The organism is Shimia abyssi, assembly GCF_003014475.1.
In the GTDB taxonomy this organism is placed as follows: Bacteria; Pseudomonadota; Alphaproteobacteria; order Rhodobacterales; family Rhodobacteraceae; genus Shimia; species Shimia abyssi.
Window position 1 is genome coordinate 51,070 of record NZ_PYGJ01000007.1, and the last position, 21,811, is coordinate 72,880.

Here is a 21,811-nt window from a genome sequence, read left to right on the forward strand (position 1 = left end):
CGACGCGATACCGACAGAATACCGACGTAATACCGACGTTGCGTTTTGGCGTTATTCAATCCAGACCCGCACCCTGTCCGAACGCCCCGTCGCATCAATAACAGTGATGGTCGACGCGCCCAGCTCATCCAATGGCAATTGAATTTCCTGTCGCCGTAATCCGGTCATCAGGGGCACGCCATTGGCCATAACCGTAAACGGTTTCCGCCCGTTTCGAACCTTCACAAACACCCCGCCCGCCTGCCGAACCAGTCGCGCGCCATCCGGCGGAAATGCAACACTCATGTCGCCTGATGGCGTCTGAAAAACGGCGTCACGACCCCGAAATTTTCTAAGCGGTTCAGGCAGTTGCGCGTTTGATAACAAGATCGTTTCCGGCGGCGGCGGACCAAGTGGATCAAGGTCTGGTTTCACCCTCTCAAACACATCAAATAGTACCGGCGCCGCCACAGCCGCGCCAAAGGCACCGGGCACGGGTGTGCCATCCGGGCGCCCTATCCACACACCTGCAACATGCCGCCCATCAAACCCAATGGCCCATGTATCACGGTGCCCATAGCTCGTGCCGGTTTTGTATGCCAACCGGTTGGCTGGCGCACCCGGCGGTGGGGTTATCCCAGAAAGGATATGGCCAAGATGCCAGGCCGAAGATCGGCTTATAACACTCTGATTCAGAATGTTTTTCTCACCCACCCTCCAATGCAATTCCGTCGCTGCCCCGCCCCGTGCAATCATCGCATAAAGCTGCACCAGTTCTTCCAATGTCACCCCAACTCCGCCCAGCGCCATAGCCAATCCCGGCGCGCCGCCCGGCAGTTTTAGATCTGCCCCCGCCTTCCGCATTGCCGCCATCAGATTGGCTGGCCCCACCTCTTCGGTCAGCAAAACAACTGGAATATTCAATGAATACTGTAGCGCCTCAGAGACGCGCAACGCACCCCGGAACCCGCCATCAAAATTCTGTGGCGCATAGGTGCCAAAGCGGATCGGCGCATCGTCAATCATGGTTTCGGGATGTGCCAATCCCTGATCAAACGCCAAACCATACACCAATGGTTTTAAGGTTGATCCTGGCGAGCGGCGCGCTTGGGTCATGTCAACAAACCCCTGCCGATGATCCTGTTGCCCATAACCAGCGGACCCAACAGACGCCAATATTTCACTGGTCTGATGGTCTGCAACAACCATCGCAATTGATAAGCGCTCTCCGAGACCAAGCAACGCGCGTTCAGCAATGTTTTCAATGGATTGCTGCAGATCGCGGTCCAATGTCAACGCATGGTCAAGCGCCTCCGGCCGGGAAGCCAAAGCACGATCCGCCAAATGCGCCGCATGTGTCGGAAAGCGCTGCCGGTGATTTGGCACCGGTTCACTCTGAGCCGCTACCACGTCCTCTTCGCGTAACACGCCTGCGGAAAACACACGGTTCAGAACACGCGTGCGCCCTGCGGTGGCCGCGGTTGGAAACCGATCAGGACGGCGCGAGTTCGGGCTTTGGGGCAACGCCACCAACAGTGCCGATTGCGCGGGTGTCAGCCTTGTAGGTTCCTTGGCAAACCACGCCAACGAGGCTGCCCGAATGCCTTCAAGATTGCCGCCAAATGGCGCGTGTGTAAGATAAAGCGAAAGGATCTCAGCCTTGCTCAACCGCCGCTCCAGAGCCAGCGCCACACGGATCTGTCGCAGCTTTCCCGCCCATCGTCCGGTGCCGGAATCCTCCATCAACCGCGCGACCTGCATGGTCAGCGTAGAACCACCAGAAACCACTCTCCCTGAAATCAACGCCTGCCACATGGCCCGGATCATCGCACGGGAGTCGACACCGGAGTGCTCAAAAAACCGCTTGTCTTCATAGGCAACCAGCATTTCCAGATAAGTCAGATCCACCTGATCAGGCCGCGCGCCTAATCGCCAGATCCCACCGTCCACCGTATACGCGCGCAGCAACTGGCCGTTGCGATCACGCACTTCGACCGACGTGTCGACCAAGAGCGGCGGCAACTCAGTCGTCACGATCCAGCGATCAACCACGTCACGCGCACCGGCTCCGATCAGGAGCAGGGCAACCAAAAGGAAAGGCCACAAACGGCGCATTACTGTTGCACGATCAACTGTCCGGCGGCGGTGCGGGCTCGGTATTGTGGGCGGTACATGTCCTCGACCACCGCCGCTGGGTGGTGATACGTGCCGGGCGACACGGCGCGCACAATATAGGCCAACTGGAATGGCTGGTCCGAACGCCAGTCTACCGCTGCCAGAAAGCGATCAGAACGAAACTCGCTATGCTCGGCCCAGGCCGGATCTACCCAATCGAGCGCCCGGATATCGCCACTGGCTAAGAGATTCGGATTGTCGATCTCGAATCCGGCGGGTAGCGGATCGTTCACCATCAGGCGCGCACCGCCATTGTCAAAAGGCTTGACCGTCAACACGACGACAAAACGATCACCAGATCGTATCGCTGTGGGGTTCATCGGGGCACCAACGGTCGTGAAGTACTGGCGGTCGAGATCATACCCATAACCGCCTTTTTCAACTTGATAATTTGGCACACCAATCGAAGTTAGCGTCACGTCGGTCGGCAATTCGCCTTCGTTGCGAAGTTCCAGCGGTCCAACCAGCATGTCGCGCTCCAACGAGCGCAAGAGCGGTCCGTCGAGAGGTGCACCATTCAGGCTAAGCGCACTCAGACTATCATCATCTATCAGGGCATGAGCCGCCATCAAAGACCACACCGATTCCTGCGTCGACAAGCTGCGCCCCGGCGCTGATACACGCTGCGCCAACTGATTGCGGCCAAACGCAGTGCTACCTGCCTCAACCGCCAATGCCAGCACACCAGCCGCGTCACGCAGGCGGGTGCCATAATCAGCACGCCAGACATGGTTTGGCGCTTCGGACCACATTAAATCAACCTTGTTAGCGGCCTGCCGGAACATGCGGTCCGCGCGTGTCTGGTCACCATAAAATGCCAACGCCGCGCCCAACTGCGCTGCTGCCAGTGGCGTTGCAAAGGCTTCGGCTTTAACGTCCGCATAATACCGCAAATCCCCCATGGCCGCCGCGCCTTCGCGTGCCAAAACCATCAGCGCATAGGCGATATCCTCTCCGCCCTCATCGAAATCGGGGGCATAATTGATGCGATTTCGCAAGTTGTCCATCGACTGACGAAATGCAAGATCGGGAACGGCATAGCCTTTGGCCTTGGCGCGGGACAAGAAGTCACTGACGTAAGCATCCAGCCAGAAATCCCCACTTTCGGCACGCCAAAGACCAAAGGCACCGTTGCTGGCCTGACGGGTCAAGATGCGTTCGACCGATTGGTTTACGCGCTCTTCAACCTTGTCCCGCGACGCAAGGCCCAATGTTGCCGAAACAGTATCGAAATACAACAGCGGCATGGCGCGGGATGTGACCTGCTCGGTACAGCCATAAGGATATCGATCCAAAGCCTGAAGCAACCCCGGCGCATCAAACCGCGCCAAAGCACCTGAGGATATCACCGCAGAGCCAGTTCCAGTGCGGTAATTCGCAAACAAGTTGCTGTCCAGTGTGAGCGCATCGCCGCCGGCCAGTTCGATACGCTGTGTAGAGCTAATCTCCGGGTCGTTGGCGCGCACCGGAAGCGTTAGAGTTTTCAACAATTGCCGCCCATCCGGTGTAGTTAAAGCCACGCGAATGCTGTGATCTCCCACGTCCTGAGCCGTGATAGGCACAGAGAGGCGCGCGGTGGCTTTATCCGCCAGCTCGATACCCGATGGCACGTCGCCCGCCGTAAGTGTCACGCCATCTGCCACTACATCCAGCCCCATACGCCCATAGGGCCCTTCGGCATGCACAATTTCCAAAAGCAGGCGGCTTTGGTCCCCCGGTGCAAGGAACCGGGGAAGGCTTGCCGTGACAACTACCGGGTCGCGCACAATAACATCCTGTTCCGCTTGTCCAACAGCCGTGGAGCTCCACGCAATTGCCATCAGGCGCACGGTGCCGTTGAACTCAGGCAGGTCGAATTGCACCTGCGCGTTGCCGTTCGCATCCACCTCAACCGGGCCTTGGAAATAGGCGACCAGTTCCTCAGTTGGCGGAGGTGAGTCAAACTGAGTTGAGGACGTGGCATCCCCCCCTGACCGCACAGCACCCAAGGATCCGTTCATACCGTCAATAAGACGCCCATAGATATCACGGATTTCCATACCCAGCCGCCGCTGGCCGAAATAGTGCCCCGAAGGATCAGGGCTATGGAATCCAGTCAGATTCAGAATGCCCAGATCAACCGCAGCAAGCGTGACGTATGCGGCTTCACCTTCGGTGACGCCATCCACGTTGACACCCACAGTCATCGGACCACGCGGCGCCAGCTGCTCTGGCACTTCGAGAGTAACGGCAAGCTGTTTCGCACCCGGATCAATCTTGGCATAGCTCAACCCCAAGGCACGCGCAGGGTTTTGCCCTGCGGTTTCATCAGATGGACGGATCACCGACGCGGTAACATAGGCCCCCGCCCCCCATTCATCGGTGACGTTCAGCGGAATTAGGTTCTCACCTTCGCTGACCTCGACCGCCTGCATGGCGATCAGACGATTAGACATCACCGTCACAAGCGCCGTGCCGGAATAACGCGGCACGATCCGAACCATCGCGGTTTCACCGCTGCGATATCCGGGCTTGTCCAACGACAACTCAAGAGTATCGGGTGTGTCGGAAGCATCAACCGGCGCGTACCAGCCTGCGTAGAAATCGGTTGAACTGGCAACATAGTCGCCGTCGACTTGCTCCACCACGATCTCATAGCGCCCCCAGTCTACAGGTGCGCTCACCTCAACGGCGCTACCCGCCATCGAAACTTCACCGCCCGCAACACGGGTACGGGTTGTTGTCGGCTCCCATTCCCAGTTTCCGTAAAGCTGATACCATTGATAACTTGTGCGCACCTGGTTGACCGTCCAACGCAACTTCATCGGTTGATGGCTTAGGTCCGGACCGAGTGAGACAATATTGAACCGAGCCGACGTGCCTTCGGCCACAACGTCTTCGCCAAATGCGGGCTTAATGCCGATCATGGGGCCATTCGCCGCAACCGGATGTGAAAGCTGCCGCTCAACCGGGCGCCCTGACCCTTCGCTCACACGCACGGTGATGTCGGCCAAAAGCGGGCGACCGGCGGCGTCGATTTCGGACAGGGGGAGGAACACTTGTGCCATGCCGTCACTATCAGTTTCATCGCCCGCAAAATACTCGGTCACACCGGAAAAGCGCTCATCATGGCGGCCAAACTGGTATCCTTCAAAGCCGTCAACCTCGTCCCGCGAGCGCAGGGCCACGTTGCCCTCGACCCCAAGTCCAGCACCCGGTGCGCCAAACAAGTAGCGAGCGGCAACGCTAAGCGGCGCTGGATCAGCCAAGTCCAGCGGTGCCTCTGGCAATGTCAATTCAAAGTCGATCCGCTCAGGGAGAAAATCCTCGACCAACACCTTGGCCGTGGCTAGCGGTGCAGCCTCCAGATCGGTTTTGAACTCAATGCGCCACGATCCGCGCGGTACCGACGCGCCGGTCGGCATCGCAAATACATGCCCCCCAGAGGTATCCTTGGTCGACACATGGCGCGCGTATTCCACGCCATCCGGACGGGTCAGGATCGCAGTTAGCGGCAGTCCCGGCAACGCCTGAACTTCGTCGCCTCGCGCCAGCGCGGTCACATAGATCGTCTCACCTGCGCGATACGCCCCGCGATCTGTTGCGACAAACAGATCAACCGGCGGGGATGGCTGACGCCCCTCGACGCCCCGATCCGATAGATCAAATGCAGGATCGGTTAAGGACAAGAACGAGAAATCCTCGCCATCCTCAAACAACAACAACGCCGGCGCCGCCCCATCGGTTCCGCGTGTCAGACCCGCGTCAAAACGGGCGTATCCCTTCGCGTCGGTCTGGACCGTTCCCAGCACACGGTTGGCGCGAGAGAGCAGCGACACCTTAGTACCTTGTCGCGCCTCAGCCGTCTTCAACCCGCGCACAAAGACATGCAACCCGTCCGTTCCACTTAAGCTAGTCACACCAATATCAGAGAGCACAAACCACTGGGTCGTCGACGTTTCGTCATAGAAATCCGCGCCGGGAATGTCCGCTGTCAGCGCGTAAACACCGGGCGGCTGGTCGCCAATAACCTCGCCAATCGGCAGTCGGGTTGTCATCGTCTGGTTCAAATTGTTTTGCACTTCGCCCGACCCGGTCCAAACGGTCTCCGCGACATCGCGGCTGAAGTCCTCAAACTGCCAATAGCTCAGCGGTTTTCCGAAATAGCTGTCCTGAAAGGCCCGCAACAAGTTTCGATCGCTAACACGCTGGAGCGTCAGATCGACCCCGTCGAGATTGACCGTTTCAATTGGCAAACCCGCGTCACTGGAGCGAGGTAAAACATAGGCACGCCCCGGAAACGCAACGCTTGGGTTGCGGTCACGCACATATACCGTCAGTTCAATATCGCGGATCAATGCCTCTCCGCTGGCCGCGGGCAGGCCTTCACGGAACGTGATGGCGTAGCGTTGACCGTGCTCAACACCGCCGACACAGATCTGCCTGTCGCTGGCTTCAACCGCAAGACGCTGATCAGGCAGCTTGACGAACGGGGCATAATCTACGCCGGACTTGACCAAAGATTCGTTGAATTCGGCGCAAATTCGCGGCTCTTGCTGATCGCTTTCTACTTTGTGTTCCGTGATACGGAATCCGTATTTACCAATCGCGCTATCCAATCTGCTGACGACATCTTCGCGCGGCTGAATTGCCTCTGCCAAACGCAATGCACGCAACACCGGCTTGCCGCGATTACTTTCTTCCAAAACATCAGCCATCTGAACCAATGCTGTCACCCGTGCCGGATCGGTTTCGGCGCGCAGATAGGCATTGATCGTGGCTGGTAACGCGCGATTACGATACCGGTTTGTCTCAGACTGGTTTGCACCATTCGCCGCCAAATTCAGTCTCGCATAGTCCAGCCACAAATCTCCCGTGTCCAGCTTGCTGACTGCGCCCCCCATCCAACGCATCGCGCTCACAATATTTCCGTCGTTTTCACGTTGCCTTGCGGCATCGATCATCTCTTGAGCCGTCCACGGTCCGGCGGCGTGAATGCGCCCGATATCCGACGCGAGATCGACCCCCTGCGACAACGTGCTGGCGTTCAGAAACCCAAGGTCAGCGGCACGAGACACGGCGCGCTGCTGCACACCTTTTCCCACGGAATACACCTCAGCCGAAAGTGCGCCGTCATAAGGCTGCTTTTCGCTGACGGCGCTTTTGGGGAAACAGGCGTTGGAGCGGGTATTGAATGTAAATGCCTGACACTCTGGATTGGAAAGGCACGCCTGAACACAAGCATCATAATTCGTATCGAACAAGTTTTGCAGGTCGGCCCCATAAAAGTCGACGTCGCGGCTCACTACGATGCGCCGGTCCGGAACATAGCTTTCCTGAGCAATCGTAGATTGGGCGAAAACTAGGCCGATCATGGCCAAAACAAACCATCGCATTTCAAACACTCCGCATAAGAATAGTGACATGGTGCCATGCTCGTTTGCGCAAGCGCAACGATTCAAATGCCAGAGCTAACTTAAGATGATCTTCACTGGTTCTTTCCAATCTGTCGGAAACTGATTGGTGATTCCGGGGAACGGTTAATGTCGCTTGCAAAAAGATTGGCAGACGAACGCAGAGCGCGGTTGGCGGCCGAACGACTATTGGAACTCAAACAGGCTGAACTGTTTTCGGCCAATCGCAAGCTTGGGAAACATGCAGCCGAACTTTCCAATGAAATCGTTGAAACACGCGCAGAGGTTGCCAACGTCAAGAACGAGAATAGCCGCGTGAAGTCTGACCTTCAGGTGGCGAATGAGAAAATCGAAATCGCTGAACGGCGCCTATGGTTGTCGATCGCTTCGATCCGCGATGGTTTCGCGTTCTTTGATGCTCAAAGTCGAATGATTGCTGCCAATCCGTCTTACTTGGCGGTCTTTGATGGATTGGAAAACGTACAACCGGGCATCACGTATTCCGAGATACTGGAATGCATAACGGATGAAGGAATCTTCAACACCGGCGATGCATCTGCTGAGCAATGGCGAGAAGAAATGCTCGCCCGATGGCACCAACCTACTCCGGAACCGGTCGTTCTGCGTCTGTGGAATGGCGAATATATCAAACTAATCGACCAACGCGGACATGGCGGCGACATCGTTAGCCTCGCACTCAACATTACAGAAACTGTGCGCTACGAGGCCAAGCTCAAGAGCGAGCAGCAGCGCGCTGAGGCTGCGAGCCGCGCAAAGTCAGCGTTTCTTGCGAACATGAGCCACGAAATCAGAACACCAATGAACGGTGTTGTCGGCATGTCTGACCTACTTTTGGATACGTCGCTTAGCGAAGAACAACGGCTATTTGTCAATACAATCAAGAATTCCGGCGAAGCACTTCTGGTCATCATCAACGATGTTTTGGATTACTCCAAGATAGAGGCTGACAAGCTGAAACTCCGCCCGGAAACATTTGATCTGGAAAGATGCATTCACGAAGTCACGACATTATTGCAGCTTTCAGCTCGGCAAAAGGTGTCGAGCTGATTGTTGACTACGATCTGTTCCTGCCGACTAAGCTGGTTGGCGATCCAGGCCGCATTCGGCAAGTTTTGACGAATTTGATTGGCAATGCGCTGAAATTCACATCCGAAGGTCATGTTCAGGTGCGTGTTGTTGGCGTTATTCAGAACGACGGAACCGAAGCCGAAATGCACATAACGGTGCAAGATACCGGCATCGGAATTCCAGAAGATATGATTGGCCACATCTTTGGTGAATTCAATCAAGTCGACGAAGCCCGCAACAAAGAGTTTGAGGGAACGGGTTTGGGCTTGGCCATTACGCGTAAGCTGATAGATCTCATGTCTGGCGACATCTGGGTGGAATCAAAAGAGAGTGAAGGTTCCTGCTTTGGGTTCAGCCTGACACTGCCGATCGAAGAAAATTGCGATGGCTTGCCGACGCCCTTACCCAGCTGCATTGGCAACGTCCTAATCGCTGATGAGGCTGAGCTGAACGGGCATCTGTTGAAGCGTCAGATTGAGCAGATGGGTGCAAAGGCCACCCTTTGTGCGGGCGAAGATTGTATTCAGGACCTTGCGGGGCAAATGGACTTGGTATTGATCGACCAATACCTTCCCAAGCTGGATGTGCTTGAACTGGTTGAAAAACTTCGCTCTGATGGGTGTGTCACGCCGATAATACTATTGGGATCCGATACAACGTCGATTGCTTCTGACCCCCGCACAGAACTTGTCCAAGGCGTATTGAATAAACCCATATCTCGCGGCGATTTGTTCGCAACGATCAAAAGAGCGGTAAGCCATGAGGAAGGCTCAGCCGAATCTCCCGCTCAAGAGACACCAACCCGTTCAATGCGAATACTTGCAGCGGAAGACAATAAAACAAACCGGCTGGTACTCAGCAAACTCCTCAAATCGTTAGACATCGAACTGGAATTTGCCACCAACGGGCTGGAAGCCGTAGACTTGTTTCAAAGCTTCAAACCTGATCTTATTTTCATGGATATCTCGATGCCCAAAATGGATGGTAAAGAGGCCACCGCAAAAATTCGGGGACTTGAAGCAGGAAGAATGCACACGCCGATTGTTGCCCTCACGGCTCACGCAGTTAATGGAGACAAAGAGGGCATTTTGGCTGCCGGGTTAGATCACTATTTGACAAAACCGCTGCGCAAAGCCGCGATTTTTGAAAAGATCCAAGACCATTGCCCGACGTCAGCGCGCCCGCCTATTCCAGAAGCAGAACCCCAAGAGCCGCTTCAGGCATCTGGATAATCGCGCAAAAAGACCCAACGGTCCCCTTCAGACATACCCGGATTGAACGTATACCCGCCTGTATCAAAATCCTTCAGGCCCGTAGAATCAGTGAGGCGATGCTGGATAATATACCGCGCCATTGACCCGCGCGCCTTCTTGGCAAAAAACGACACGATTTTGGCTTCGCCTCCGCGTTCCTCCATGAACACAGGAGTGATGATACGCAACCCCAGAGCTTTGGGATCTACAGCACCAAAATATTCTTGGCTTGCACAGTTCACCAAAGTATCCGCCCCCAACGTTTCGGCTTGTGCATTCAAAGCCTTGGCCGGTGCTGCACGCCAATAATCATAGAGATTTGTTCCGCGCCGTGTCTTAAGACGGCTACCCATTTCCAGCCGATATGGCTGGATCGCATCCATGGGACGAAGCACACCATAAAGCCCGGACAGAATGCGCAAGTGATCCTGTGCCCAATCCAGTTCTTCTTGGCTCAAACTGCTGGCCTCAAGCCCGATATACGTATCCCCCGCAAAGGCATGGATGGCTGGGCGGGTATCGTGCGCATCGGGTTCGGCGCTGAACACCTTGAACCGATCCCGGTTCAGGCGTGCCAGATCAACGCTCAGGTCCATTAGCTTTCGTAAGTCCCCAAGTGTCAGATTGCGCGCTGTCTTGACAAGGCGCACCGCGTCGTCCTGAAATTGCGGCGCAGTCTGTTCGCCGGAAACTGCATCCCAATTTAGCCGTTTTGCCGGCGACACAACAACAAGCATCCGTCTCTCCTGTTTTCGCGCACAAACGGGTTAACCCGCTTTGGCGATGACGTCTAAAAATGCCAAGGCAAACCGCTCGGCCCGCTTTTCCCCAAGCAACCGCGCCATATGGGCCTCGTCACAAGGTTTCGTATTCGCGACCTTGGCCAAAAGCGATGCGGAGCAGCTCATGGGTTTATCTATGCCATCCGGCCCGCGCATCAAGGTGGCCTGCGCCTCCAACAATTCATCGTAAAGCGATGCTTCGTTACGACCGGCAATTTTGCGGCGGCTAGGGTGCATATCCGCGGCTTCGCCATTGATCACTTCAAGAAAGGCATCACCGTAATTTGCCAGCTTTTTCGCGCCCACGCCGTTTACATGCGCCAATTCGTCGAGCGAAGACGGCCGTTTTTCAGCCATCTCGATCAGCGTGCGGTCATTGAAAATTATGTAAGCGGGAACCTTTGCAGCCTCGGCCAAGGCGCGACGCTTGGCCTTAAGTGCCGAAAGTAATGGCGCATCCTCTTCACTGACCAGCATCTTGGGCGCAGGACGCCGCGCGGTGCTTTTGATCGTATCACGCCGCAATGAAACTTCAGCCTCGCCGCGCAAAACAGGTAGCGCATCATCCGTCATGCGCAGCGCGCCATGGCGCTCAGGATCAGGCCTGATTAAATCCCGCCCCATCATTTGGCGAAACACGGCTTGCCACTGTCGTTTGTCATACTCGCGCCCAACGCCAAATGTTGGCAAATCATCATGCCCGCGTTGATTGACCTTATCGGTTCGATTGCCTAGCAAAATATCGATCAGATGCCCTGAACCAAACCATTCGCCTGTCCGCAAAATGGCCGACAGCGCTTTGCGCACTGCGACGGTACCATCAAAGACATCTGCAGGCGCGTCGCACAGATCACATTTTCCGCACGCCACTTCGGATTCGCCAAAATAGGACAGCAATGTCTCGCGGCGGCATTTTAACGCCTCTGCCAGTCCCAAAAGCGCATTCAGCCGGGCATGATCAGCTGACCGACGTTCTGGTGGTGCCAACCCCTCGTCGATTTGAGAGCGCCGCAAGCGGATATCGTCTGGGCCAAACAACGTGAGTGTTTCAGCCGGAGCGCCATCCCGACCAGCGCGGCCAATTTCCTGATAATAGGCTTCAATTGACTTGGGCAAATCGGCATGAGCCACCCAACGAATATCCGGTTTGTCGATGCCCATGCCAAAGGCCACGGTCGCCACGACAATCAAACCATCCTCGCGCTGAAATCGAACCTCGGTATCGCGGCGTTGTTCCGGGTCCATTCCGCCATGATAATGCAGCGCAAGATGTCCATCTTCGCGAAGCCCTGCAGCAAGGGATTCAGTTTTTGCTCTTGTGCCGCAATAAACGATGCCGGATTGACCTTTGCGAGCGGCCGCGAATTGCAAGATCTGACGGCGTGGATTGTCTTTCGCGCCAAATGCCAAATGAATATTGGGTCGATCGAATCCGTGTAAAAATGTCTGTGGCTTTTGGTCGTCGAACAGTCGTGCGACAATCTCGTCTCGCGTTTCGGCGTCTGCTGTTGCTGTGAATGCCGCAAGCGGGACGTTCAGCGCGCTGCGCAATTCACCAATGCGCAGATAGTCCGGGCGAAAATCGTGACCCCACTGGCTGACGCAATGTGCTTCGTCCACGGCAATCAAGCTAACACCAATCCGACGCAACATACCTAGCGCCGCGCCCGAGGCCAGCCGTTCAGGCGCAATATAAAGCAGTTTGAGCCGCCCTGCGTCCAATGCACCCCAAACTTGTTCGGTCTCTTCTTCCGTATTGCCCGACGTCAGCGCACCCGCCTCGACTCCGGCCTCCCGCAGTGCGCGCACCTGATCCCGCATAAGCGCAATCAAAGGAGAAATAACAACGGTTACGCCATCACGCATCAACGCAGGAAGCTGAAAACAAAGGGACTTGCCACCACCAGTCGGCATGATGGCCAACACGTTTTCACCACGTGTTACCGCGTCTATGATATCCTGTTGTCCGGGGCGAAAATGGTCAAACCCAAAGACGTCACGCAAAACCGTGGCAGCGGCGCACATGTATGTTCCTGTATTTTGGTTCAGTCTGCTCTTTTGAGAGACTGTCCCACACGAAGCGCACCGGGACAAGCCCGGCGTCGGCGATTAGAACAGGATCGAAGGCAGAATGTAGTCGCGCAAACTGATGATCACGATAAATGCAACCAACGGTGCCAGATCCAATGGGTGTGTATCCGGCAAAACGCGGCGGATCGGCGTATAGATCGGCTCCAGCAAACGGTTCAAGCCTGTCCAGATCTGTGCAACCATCGGTTGGTGCAAGTTGAGCACCTGGAAGTTGATCAGCCAGCTCATGATGATGTGAGCCAACATGATGAAAAAGGCCACGTTCAAAATAAGCTGTAGCGGGCCGTAAATCGCCATCATAAATGCGTTCCTTTCGATTGCTCGCACACAAGTAAGCGTCCTTGGGAAAAAGCACAAGACTGCCGCGAGGTCGTGGTTGACCATGATCCAGACAATCTCAAGAACTGGCTCAAAGGAGAGCCATATGTATCCGTTTCTGCGCATGGTCAAAGAACTGATCAAATTTCGCAACGCTCCGGCGATGCGGGTGGGTGACATTCATATTTCCGAGCACCGGTGCTGGCCCTGGGACATCGACCTGTGGGCAGAATTGAACAATGGGCGCACGCTAACGCTCTACGATTTAGGGCGGATCCCGCTGGCGCAACGCGCCGGGCTGGTGTCAGTAATGCGAAAGAACGGATGGGGCATGACCATGGCCGGCGTGTCTGTCCGATACCGCCGACGCATTCGAACATTCGAAAAGATCGAGATGCACAGCCGCGCGGTGTGCTGGGATGACAAGTTTCTTTACCTTGAACAGTCTATGTGGAAGAAAAACGGCGAATGCGCAAATCATGCGCTGTATCGATCCGCCATTACCGATGCATCGGGGATTGTTGCCCCTGAACGCGTACTGAGCGCGATGGGACATTCGGCGCAGTCACCCGAGCCAGCGGATTGGATCAAACGTTGGATTGAAGCAGATGCAGCCCGCCCCTGGCCGCCAATGCAGGACAAAAGGTAAGGAATATCTTGCCTTTGCTCTCGTCGGCTTGTCTAAATGGTAAAAAAACCCAGAGGGACAGGCATGACCGACATTTCGGCGCGCAAGCGCATTTGGGGCTGGTGGTTTTTTGACTGGGCAAGTCAGCCGTACAACACCCTTTTGCTCACCTTCATTTTTGGACCTTACTTCGCGTCTGTTGTCACCGATCTGCTGATCGATCAGGGCATGGACACAGGCGCGGCCAAGGCGCAAGCACAAGCTTATTGGGGTTACGGCCTGACGGTTTCCGGCATTCTGATCGCTGTTCTTGCTCCGGTTTTGGGCGCTTTCGCTGACAGCACAGGCAAACGAATGCCATGGGTAAGGCTGTTTTCCGTTATGTACGTTCTGGGCGCGTGGATGCTCTGGTACACAGAGCCTCAGAGCTTTGATGTGGTAAGAACGCTGATGTTCTTTGGCATCGGTCTGATTGGCATGGAATTCGCTACCATTTTCACCAACGCAATGCTGCCCAGTTTAGGCAACCGGCAAGATCTTGGTCAAATCTCGGGCACAGGATGGGCTTGGGGATATGTAGGAGGCGTGCTGGCGCTCGCGATCATGCTTGCGCTTTTTCAAGCAGGCGCAAGCGGCAAAACGATGATCGGCATCACACCAGTCTTAGGGCTGGATACTATGACCAAGGCAGACACACGTATTGTCGGGCCATTGACGGCAATCTGGTACGTAGTCTTTATGATCCCGTTTTTCCTTTGGGTCCGCGAACGGCCAGACCCCAATCACCAGCCACAAAAAATGAGGGCTGCTTTAGGCGATTTGTGGACCACAATCGCGCGCCTGCCCAGCCATCCAAGCCTATTAGCCTATCTTGGCGGCTCGATGTTTTATCGTGATGCGTTGAACGGCATGTACACATTTGGAGGCATTTACGCTTTTGGCGTACTCGGTTGGTCCATCATGGAAGTCGGCATTTTTGGCATTGTCGCGGCACTTACCGGGGCCCTGTTCGCGTGGATCGGCGGGAAGGCGGACAAGCGTTACGGACCTAAACCCGTTATCGTGATATGCATTCTAACTCTCCTATTCACTGCGATTTTGGTGGTTGGTCTCTCGCGTCAATCAGTCTTTGGCATTGCAGTGCCAGAAGGGTCCGCCCTTCCTGACATTCTGTTCTACGTGGCGGGAGGGCTGATCGGCGCGGCTGGTGGGGCGCTCCAATCGGCCAGTCGTACCATGGTCGTTTTGCAGTCCAATCCCGACCGCATGACCGAGGCCTTTGGCCTCTATGCACTGTCGGGCAAGGCGACGACGTTTCTGGCACCCGCCTTGATCGCTCTGACCTCAGAGGTGAGCGGAAGTCAGCGGATGGGGATCACACCGTTGATTGCGCTCTTTCTTATCGGATTGATCCTGTTAATCTGGGTAAAACCGGCAGGAGAACAGAGCAAATGGTCCGCCTCTTCCTGATCCTTGGCTTCGCCGTTGTTCTCGGCGGTTGCAAGTCAGAGCAACAAGACCTTGTACAGGTGTCGACGCAAGCGTCGGTTCCTGCATCTATGCAGGGCGTCCAAGCGAAACAGCTGTTTGGGGCTAAAGACGCCGGGTCTCGACAATCTCCATTACCCTATGGAAGCTACGCCAAGGGCTGCGCAGCGGGCTCTGTCGCCTTACCTGAAACCGGCCCCACATGGCAGGCCATGAGGCTGTCACGAAATCGCAATTGGGGACATCCCGAGACGATTGACTATATCCGCAGCTTGTCTGCAAAGGCTGCTCAGCAGCCCGGCTGGGCAGGGCTCTATATCGGAGACATCAGCCAACCGCGCGGTGGGCCGATGCTGACGGGGCACCGCAGTCACCAAATTGGATTGGACATTGATATCTGGATGCTTCCACCCAAGAGGCTCGACCTGTCACGGCAGGATCGCGAGAATATCTCTTCGATTTCGATGCGGCGCTCTAACGGGGCCTATGTCAACGATAGCTGGACCCGCGCGCATCACGAGGTACTCAAAGCTGCCGCCAGTGACCCGCGCACTGCGCGCATCTTTGTGTTTCCCGGCGCCAAAGTGCAGATGTGCAATGACGAAAAGGGCGACCGTAGTTGGCTGCGCAAAATCCGACCGTGGTGGGGGCATCATTATCATTTCCATGTCCGGCTCAGCTGTCCGCGCGGGGCAAGCGGTTGTGTCAACCAAGACCCACCACCAGCAGGAGATGGTTGCGCTGACGCAGAGCAATGGGTACGCAACATCCTGAATCCACCACCACCAGATCCAAATGCGCCCAAGCCCAAACCTCGTCGTGAACTCCAAATGGCAGACCTGCCCCGTCAATGTATAAACGTCTTGCAATCGCCCTGATCGCCGGGGCGGCCGTTGTAGGGTTGCAGATGGGCCGGGCCTCGGGGCCGCAGGAACATGCGCAACTGTTATCGGTCTATTGCTGGCACATACCCTCGGGCTGGTTTGGCGGCTATTCGGGGCTTTTGCTGTCAGACGACGGCGTGCAGATGACGACCTTGTCTGATCGCGGCCATTTCATTCAGGCGCGGCTGGTGCGAGAGCAGGGCGTTATCGTCGATATTGACAATATTGAAACACACAAGGTTCTAAATACAAAAGGCAATTTTGAATCGCGAACCGGGCGTCGGGACTCTGAGGGATTAGCGCAACGGCAAAATGGCGAGATATTGGTTTCGTTCGAGGGCAAACATCGGATCGAAGCGTTTCGCCACCCCGGCAGTGCGGCAACTACGCTGCCAAAACCCCAAGACTTACAGGAAATCCGTGACAACGGTGGCTTTGAAGCAATCGCCATGGACAAAACTGGCACGATTTATGCTTTTCCAGAAACACCCAGCGCAACCGAGAACGAAATTCGGGTGTTTCAACTGTCCAATGGGCGCTGGGACCAGCGATTTACCTTGCCGCGCAAGAAACAGTTTCAGCCCGTCGGTGCAGATTTCGGCCCTGATGGGCGGCTTTATTTGCTTGAGCGTGGGTTTAACGGGATTGGATTTCGGTCACGTGTGCGTAGTTTTGACGTTTCGGCCAAAGGGTTCACAGACGAAAAGCTGTTGTTTCGCAAAGGCATAGGGTTTCACGATAATCTCGAAGGGTTATCCGTATGGCGCGATGAACAGGGCCGCCTTCGACTAACGATGATCTCGGACGATAATTTCCGTTTCCTTCAGCGCACGGAAATCGTCGAATATGTGGTGGTCAAAAAGCCTTGATTTGTTGAAGACCGGGCGGTAAATGCCGTCCGTCTCGCATGGTGCGGGGCCAAGTCGCCGCTACCTTGTCAAAACGGGCTCAAAAAATGCAGCGTATTCATATTCCTGGCATCATTGCCATGGCCGCGATTGTTGTCGCGTCCAACATCCTTGTTCAGTTTCTGTTTGGCCAATGGCTGACATGGGGTGCCTTCACCTATCCACTGGCCTTTCTCGTCACTGACGTCATGAACCGCGTTTATGGCGCACACGCCGCGCGCCGGGTTGTTTTTGCCGGTTTTGTTGTCGGCGTTATCTGCTCTGTTATCGGCACCCAAATCATGTTGCAGGGCGACGGATTTACCTATCCTGCCGTGACCTTGCGTATCGCAATCGGGTCAGGCCTTGCGTTTTTGACGGCTCAACTCATGGATGTGGCCATATTTGATCGTTTGCGTGACAGGTCATGGTGGCGCGCGCCGCTGGCCTCAACATTGATCGGGTCTTCGCTTGATACCGCGATTTTCTTTACGATCGCTTTTTCCAGCGTTCTGACCTTTGTCGAGCCTGCAAATGATGTCAGCTGGGCTGGCGAAATGCTTCCACTTCTGGGCACCGGTCCTGTCGTGCCGCTTTGGGTCAGCCTTGGGTTTGCGGACTGGATGGTCAAGCTTTCGCTCGCTTTGCTCGCTCTTGTGCCATTCCGCATCATCGTGGGTTATTTGATGCCGCGCACCACATGATTTTGTTTGACATATCTTCAGGCTGTGGCAGGCTGAGGGTACGCGAAACAAATTGAAAGGAGGTGCCCATTGTCTAGAGAAGCTATGGAGAGCAGTGTCGGAACAGTTCGGAAGGAGACCAGCTGAGGCAGCCCTTGGCTGATTTTACAACCGGATTGGTGCTTTCCTAACCGATGCACCTCCAATCATCTCGAAGGGCCGCCCAACGCGAGGAGCGGCCCTTTTCGATTCTGGGGACATGACGTGAAATTTGCCGGATTTGCGCTATCGGCATCACGTCGGTATTACGTCGGTATTGCGTCGGTGTCGTTTTCGCAATTTCGACCTCGAACCGGTCGAACGCCCCATTGCCGACCAGAAGATTTAGAAACTGGAAAGGCACAGACCGGTGCTGGTGATCAACGATCAGGTACAATTGCAGGACTGGGAACTGACCGAGCAATTCATGCGGGCCAGCGGCCCCGGCGGTCAGAACGTAAACAAGGTGGCCACCGCTGTCGAACTACGCTTTGAGGCGGAACGTTCCCCTTCGCTCAGCGCCCCAGTGAAAACACGGTTGCGCCGGTTAGCGGGGCGGCGGTGGACTCGCGATGGCGCGATTGTCATTCAATGCGACGAAACCCGCAGCCAGGCGCGCAATCGCGATATTGCACGTGACCGGCTGGCAGAACTCATCCAAAAGGCGCTGGTGGCCCCAAAGAAACGTGTCAAAACGAAACCAACGTGGGGCAGCCAGCAACGCCGGTTGAAAGCCAAGAAAGTGCGTGGCGATGTCAAGGCTATGCGCGGACGCGTATCGGATCAGGAATAATTTCGTCAAAGATACCGCCCTGCCAGCGCTCCCCCATCCAATGATCCAACGTTTCCGATCGCGGTAGACGCTGGCCACCTATGGGCGCCATGGTGATTTCACCTAAGTATACTTGATCGCCGACCAGATAGAGGTCAATCCGCGCATATTCAAAGGGTCGCGAGATCGCCTCGGCCACCTCGCGCATTTTCATGCGATGCTCAGGCCACTCAACACCCGGTTTTGTAAAGAAAAACAGCTCTTCGGGGACATAATTGAAATCCCGGTCATAGATGAGCTGGTGATGGTTTGTAGACCGCTCAACGTCGATTTGCCCGGCAAAGACCTTGCCACGGCAGCAATGGAATTTCCAATCTGTCAGATCTTCGCCCACGGCCGGCGACATATCTGGTTCAATCAGATTCTGCGCACGGATTTTGCTGTAATACCACTCGCCCGACCGTTCGCCGTGCAGCCGCTTGAGCCAACCCGTCGAGTAACGCTCGAGCAGTTGCATCTGTTCCGGCGAAATCGGCACGTCAAAGGCGTAGTTCGTCGTGCAGCCATTGTTGGATTTCGCGTAATACCGCCCCGGTGGTAGATCAAGGCTATCCAATAGCACTTTTGTGATGGGCTCGGCCCCTGTCCAGACTGTTGGAATGGTTTTGACCTTATCCCGAACATCCACGGGAATATGCGCGCTGCACCCGATTTTGTCGGCGGGTGACGGCATCGGCAGCGGTGCAAAGAATTTGGACAGAACCAGCTTTTCGTAATACGTGCGGGGCTGGACAAAATCCAGTTTTCGCCCGCGCTGACCATGTGCCATCTGGATCGCGCGTGTCAGTTTTTGCACAACCACATGATGCGGATAGACATCTATGCCACGCAAAAACCCGACCGGAGCGGGATCAGCCGCACCAAACAGGTTTTCGCCATAAATTGTTTCAATGCTTTCCTTCGCCTGACGTCGGGTCTGGCGGTTGTGGTAACGCTGAACTGTCATTGGCCTGCTCGCCTTATGTTTTTCTAATAAATACAAAATTTTCGGAATCCCGCCAACGTGTAATTTTGGCTAGAGGCCGAGCAGTTTGTCTGGCACAAGATTTTTGCAACACTCTTGGTAGGATTTTGGATGCGAACAGCGTTGGAACGACGCGCCCGACTGTTGGGGCCGCACATGACAACCTTTTATGATACGCCTGTGCATGTGGCCCGAGGCGAAGGCGTATGGCTATGGGATACGGATGGGCGCAAGTATTTGGATTGCTACAACAATGTCCCGCATGTTGGTCACTGTAACCCACGTGTGGTGGAAGCCATCGCGACACAGGCCGCACAGCTGAACACCCATACGCGTTATGTGCATGACCTGATCCTCGACTATGGCGAGGCGCTGACTTCTAAATTCGATCACGATCTCGAAAGCCTGTTGATGGTATGTTCCGGATCAGAAGCCAATGACGTTGCCTTGCGGATGGCGCAGGCGATGACCGGCAACACTGGAATTATCGGCACGGACGATACGTATCACGGAAACACGTCCGCTGTATCCCAGCTCAATTCGTCCAAGACACCGGTAGGAGGGTATTTGCCCCATGTTCGACAGGTCCCGGCGCCGGACAATATGGCCCCGCTTGGCGGTGATCGTACCAAACAGGCAGAGGCCTTTGCTCAAGACGTGGAACAGGCCGTGGCCAAGCTACAGGCCAGCGGGCATGGCATTTCAGCGCTGATCCTGTGCCCATATTTTGCGAATGAGGGGTTTCCGACGCTCGAGCGCGGCTTTTTAGACCGCGCTATCGGGGCTGTGCGTAATGCCGGCGGGCTGATCATTGCGGATGAGGTCCAGCCAGGGTTTGGACGGATCGGTTCGCATTGGTGGGGACACGAGCGGCTAGGCTTTGCGCCGGACATCGTGACTTTGGGCAAACCGATGGGCAACGGGCACCCGGTGGCGGCCGTGGTAACGCGGCATGACATCCTGACCTGTTTTCAAGAGGCATTTCGCTACTTCAACACGTTCGGGGGCAACCCGGTGAGCGCGGCAGCGGCGATGGCTGTTTTTCAGGTCATCGAAGACGACAATCTGGTCGGCAACGCCGCCGATGTGGGCGAGTATACTCTGAACCTCCTGCGTCAGGTTCAGTCACATCGCGACGTCATTGCCGATGTACGGGGCGCCGGTTTGTTTATGGGGGTAGAGCTATGGCGCGATGGCGCTCCGGCGACCGCTCTATGTGCGCGCATGGTAAACGAGATGCGCGAACGAGGTGTTTTGCTGCATTCCGTGGGCCGCCATGACAACACCCTCAAACTGCGCCCGCCTTGTGTTTTCAGTCGTGAAAATGCGGATCAATTGGCCGACGTCATGGATCAAGCTTTGAGTGTGGTGACATGAGCGACGCTGATTTTTTTGACCAAGCGCGACGCGCCCTATCGGCTTGGGGTGTGCAAAAGACCCCTCGTTTGATCAAGAACCGCGAAAACGTTGTGTTCGAGGCGGTTGGGCCGGAAGGCCAGCGTACTGCCCTACGGCTTCATCGACCCGGATACCAAAGCAAAATGGCCATCCGGTCAGAACTTTGGTGGTCCGAAGCCTTGGCGGACGGTGGAATGCTTGTGCCGCGCGCCATCCGAACGCGTGCTGGGGACGTTTTGGTTGAATTACCTGAAAGAGTCGCGTCGATGGTCTCTTGGGTTGATGGATCCCCAATGGGAGAGGGAGGCGCTCTATTGGCAATGCCGGAACACCGACAGGAAGCGCTGCATGTGGCGTTAGGCCGAGAGTTGGCACGGCTGCACAATTTGAGCGACGCCGCCACATTGCCTGAAGCGTTTGAGAGACCGGTTATGGATGCAGAGGCTTTGTTAGGAGATGCGCCAGCTTGGGGTCGTTTTTGGGAGAATCCGAGCCTGATGGCGGATGAGGTTGCGTTACTTCAAAAGGCACGACACCGTTTAAGCGATATTTTGTCGAGCGCGACAGATTTTGGTTTGATCCACGCCGATGCATTGCGTGAAAACGTGATGGTCGACGGCGATTCCGTTCACTTGATCGACTTTGACGACGGTGTTTTTGGGTATCGCCTGTACGAGCTTGGCGTGGCCATGTCGCAGAACTGGGATCAGCCGAACCGTGATGCCTTGGGCGCCGCGCTCTTGGACGGGTATCAACAATTGCGCCCTTTGCCCACGGACGCGCACGCGCTTTTGCAGGCGTTTACCGTCTTGCGCGGACTGGCGTCATGCGGCTGGGTAATTGGGCGATATCCGGCGGACCACCCGGCCACCCACGACTATGCCCATCGCGCGGTGGAAATGACTAGGGCTTGGGTCGTCTAGACGCA

General features: G+C 55.8%; 16 protein-coding genes. 10 read left to right on the top strand and 6 right to left on the bottom strand.

The features are described from left to right. Nucleotides 1–51: 51 nt before the first annotated feature. Together pbpC and CLV88_RS12410 are read right to left on the bottom strand one after the other, a co-directional pair. Nucleotides 52–2,094: a penicillin-binding protein 1C gene (gene pbpC / locus CLV88_RS12405; protein ID WP_106608728.1), complete on the bottom strand. Its 2,043-nt coding sequence runs from the start codon at nt 2,092–2,094 to the stop codon at nt 52–54. Next, nucleotides 2,094–7,529, bottom strand: coding sequence for an alpha-2-macroglobulin family protein (locus tag CLV88_RS12410; protein WP_106608729.1), 5,436 nt, complete (start codon nt 7,527–7,529; stop codon nt 2,094–2,096). The genes pbpC and CLV88_RS12410 overlap by 1 nt, the downstream gene beginning before the upstream one ends. A gap of 147 nt (nt 7,530–7,676) precedes the next feature. Between CLV88_RS12410 and CLV88_RS23690 the strand changes: the two genes are divergently transcribed. Then, nucleotides 7,677–8,615, top strand: a complete 939-nt coding sequence (locus CLV88_RS23690; RefSeq protein ID WP_341477159.1) for a histidine kinase dimerization/phospho-acceptor domain-containing protein — start codon at nt 7,677–7,679, stop codon at nt 8,613–8,615. Further along, nucleotides 8,555–9,868, top strand: coding sequence for a response regulator (locus tag CLV88_RS23695; protein WP_341477160.1), 1,314 nt, complete (start codon nt 8,555–8,557; stop codon nt 9,866–9,868). The genes CLV88_RS23690 and CLV88_RS23695 overlap by 61 nt, the downstream gene beginning before the upstream one ends. Here the strand turns inward: CLV88_RS23695 and yaaA are convergent. The 3 genes from yaaA to CLV88_RS12430 all read right to left on the bottom strand — a co-directional run bounded on the left by yaaA (nt 9,853) and on the right by CLV88_RS12430 (nt 13,062). Beyond that, on the bottom strand, nt 9,853–10,626 hold the full coding sequence (gene yaaA / locus CLV88_RS12420; protein ID WP_106608730.1) for a peroxide stress protein YaaA: 774 nt from the start codon (nt 10,624–10,626) through the stop codon (nt 9,853–9,855). The two genes, CLV88_RS23695 and yaaA, sit on opposite strands and share 16 nt — an antisense overlap. Before the next feature lie 30 nt (nt 10,627–10,656). After that, entirely contained in the window at nt 10,657–12,696 is a 2,040-nt protein-coding gene (gene recQ, locus CLV88_RS12425) for a DNA helicase RecQ (protein ID WP_106608731.1), read from the bottom strand. Between the two features lie 84 nt (nt 12,697–12,780). Continuing rightward, complete coding sequence (locus CLV88_RS12430; protein WP_106608732.1) at nt 12,781–13,062, bottom strand: YggT family protein; 282 nt, start codon at nt 13,060–13,062, stop codon at nt 12,781–12,783. A gap of 124 nt (nt 13,063–13,186) precedes the next feature. Between CLV88_RS12430 and CLV88_RS12435 the strand changes: the two genes are divergently transcribed. The 6 genes from CLV88_RS12435 to arfB all read left to right on the top strand — a co-directional run bounded on the left by CLV88_RS12435 (nt 13,187) and on the right by arfB (nt 18,482). Beyond that, nucleotides 13,187–13,729 (top strand): acyl-CoA thioesterase, encoded by a 543-nt coding sequence (locus tag CLV88_RS12435; RefSeq protein ID WP_106608733.1) that lies wholly within the window; start codon nt 13,187–13,189, stop codon nt 13,727–13,729. Nucleotides 13,730–13,792: 63 nt separating this feature from the next. After that, complete coding sequence (locus tag CLV88_RS12440) at nt 13,793–15,178, top strand: MFS transporter (protein WP_106608734.1); 1,386 nt, start codon at nt 13,793–13,795, stop codon at nt 15,176–15,178. A gap of 89 nt (nt 15,179–15,267) precedes the next feature. Next, a complete protein-coding gene (gene mepA / locus CLV88_RS12445; RefSeq protein ID WP_243403662.1) occupies nt 15,268–16,074 on the top strand; it encodes a penicillin-insensitive murein endopeptidase in 807 nt (268 codons plus the stop codon). Continuing rightward, nucleotides 16,047–16,949 carry an esterase-like activity of phytase family protein gene (locus CLV88_RS12450; protein WP_106608736.1) on the top strand — a complete coding sequence of 301 codons (903 nt, stop codon included), beginning with the start codon at nt 16,047–16,049 and terminating at the stop codon, nt 16,947–16,949. Before mepA ends, CLV88_RS12450 begins: the two co-directional genes overlap by 28 nt. Nucleotides 16,950–17,035: 86 nt before the next feature. Continuing rightward, entirely contained in the window at nt 17,036–17,671 is a 636-nt protein-coding gene (locus tag CLV88_RS12455; protein WP_106608816.1) for a queuosine precursor transporter, read from the top strand. 388 nt (nt 17,672–18,059) lie between these two features. Further along, the gene (gene arfB, locus CLV88_RS12460; RefSeq protein ID WP_106608737.1) at nt 18,060–18,482 is read left to right on the top strand and encodes an alternative ribosome rescue aminoacyl-tRNA hydrolase ArfB; all 423 of its coding nucleotides are present in this window, start codon (nt 18,060–18,062) and stop codon (nt 18,480–18,482) included. Here the strand turns inward: arfB and CLV88_RS12465 are convergent. After that, nucleotides 18,451–19,467 carry an ATP-grasp fold amidoligase family protein gene (locus tag CLV88_RS12465; RefSeq protein ID WP_106608738.1) on the bottom strand — a complete coding sequence of 339 codons (1,017 nt, stop codon included), beginning with the start codon at nt 19,465–19,467 and terminating at the stop codon, nt 18,451–18,453. The genes arfB and CLV88_RS12465 overlap by 32 nt on opposite strands. 174 nt (nt 19,468–19,641) lie before the next feature. On the opposite strand from CLV88_RS12465, the gene CLV88_RS12470 reads away from it, so the two are divergent. Beyond that, complete coding sequence (locus CLV88_RS12470) at nt 19,642–20,862, top strand: aspartate aminotransferase family protein (RefSeq protein WP_243403654.1); 1,221 nt, start codon at nt 19,642–19,644, stop codon at nt 20,860–20,862. Continuing rightward, entirely contained in the window at nt 20,859–21,806 is a 948-nt protein-coding gene (locus CLV88_RS12475; RefSeq protein WP_106608740.1) for a phosphotransferase enzyme family protein, read from the top strand. The genes CLV88_RS12470 and CLV88_RS12475 overlap by 4 nt, the downstream gene beginning before the upstream one ends. The last annotated feature ends 5 nt before the right edge of the window (nt 21,807–21,811 follow it).

What these genes read in the sequence shown, in the direction of transcription:
- CLV88_RS12475 (WP_106608740.1), top strand. Translation starts at nt 20,859, where the DNA reads ATGAGCGACGCTGATTTTTTTGACCAAGCGCGACGCGCCCTATCGGCT.
- CLV88_RS12410 (WP_106608729.1), bottom strand. Translation starts at nt 7,529, where the DNA reads ATGCGATGGTTTGTTTTGGCCATGATCGGCCTAGTTTTCGCCCAATCT.
- mepA (WP_243403662.1), top strand. Translation starts at nt 15,268, where the DNA reads ATGCAGGGCGTCCAAGCGAAACAGCTGTTTGGGGCTAAAGACGCCGGG.
- CLV88_RS12450 (WP_106608736.1), top strand. Translation starts at nt 16,047, where the DNA reads ATGTATAAACGTCTTGCAATCGCCCTGATCGCCGGGGCGGCCGTTGTA.
- CLV88_RS12470 (WP_243403654.1), top strand. Translation starts at nt 19,642, where the DNA reads ATGACAACCTTTTATGATACGCCTGTGCATGTGGCCCGAGGCGAAGGC.
- CLV88_RS12465 (WP_106608738.1), bottom strand. Translation starts at nt 19,467, where the DNA reads ATGACAGTTCAGCGTTACCACAACCGCCAGACCCGACGTCAGGCGAAG.
- CLV88_RS23690 (WP_341477159.1), top strand. Translation starts at nt 7,677, where the DNA reads ATGTCGCTTGCAAAAAGATTGGCAGACGAACGCAGAGCGCGGTTGGCG.
- recQ (WP_106608731.1), bottom strand. Translation starts at nt 12,696, where the DNA reads ATGTGCGCCGCTGCCACGGTTTTGCGTGACGTCTTTGGGTTTGACCAT.
- CLV88_RS23695 (WP_341477160.1), top strand. Translation starts at nt 8,555, where the DNA reads ATGCATTCACGAAGTCACGACATTATTGCAGCTTTCAGCTCGGCAAAA.
- CLV88_RS12430 (WP_106608732.1), bottom strand. Translation starts at nt 13,062, where the DNA reads ATGATGGCGATTTACGGCCCGCTACAGCTTATTTTGAACGTGGCCTTT.
- CLV88_RS12440 (WP_106608734.1), top strand. Translation starts at nt 13,793, where the DNA reads ATGACCGACATTTCGGCGCGCAAGCGCATTTGGGGCTGGTGGTTTTTT.
- pbpC (WP_106608728.1), bottom strand. Translation starts at nt 2,094, where the DNA reads ATGCGCCGTTTGTGGCCTTTCCTTTTGGTTGCCCTGCTCCTGATCGGA.
- yaaA (WP_106608730.1), bottom strand. Translation starts at nt 10,626, where the DNA reads ATGCTTGTTGTTGTGTCGCCGGCAAAACGGCTAAATTGGGATGCAGTT.
- CLV88_RS12455 (WP_106608816.1), top strand. Translation starts at nt 17,036, where the DNA reads ATGCAGCGTATTCATATTCCTGGCATCATTGCCATGGCCGCGATTGTT.
- CLV88_RS12435 (WP_106608733.1), top strand. Translation starts at nt 13,187, where the DNA reads ATGTATCCGTTTCTGCGCATGGTCAAAGAACTGATCAAATTTCGCAAC.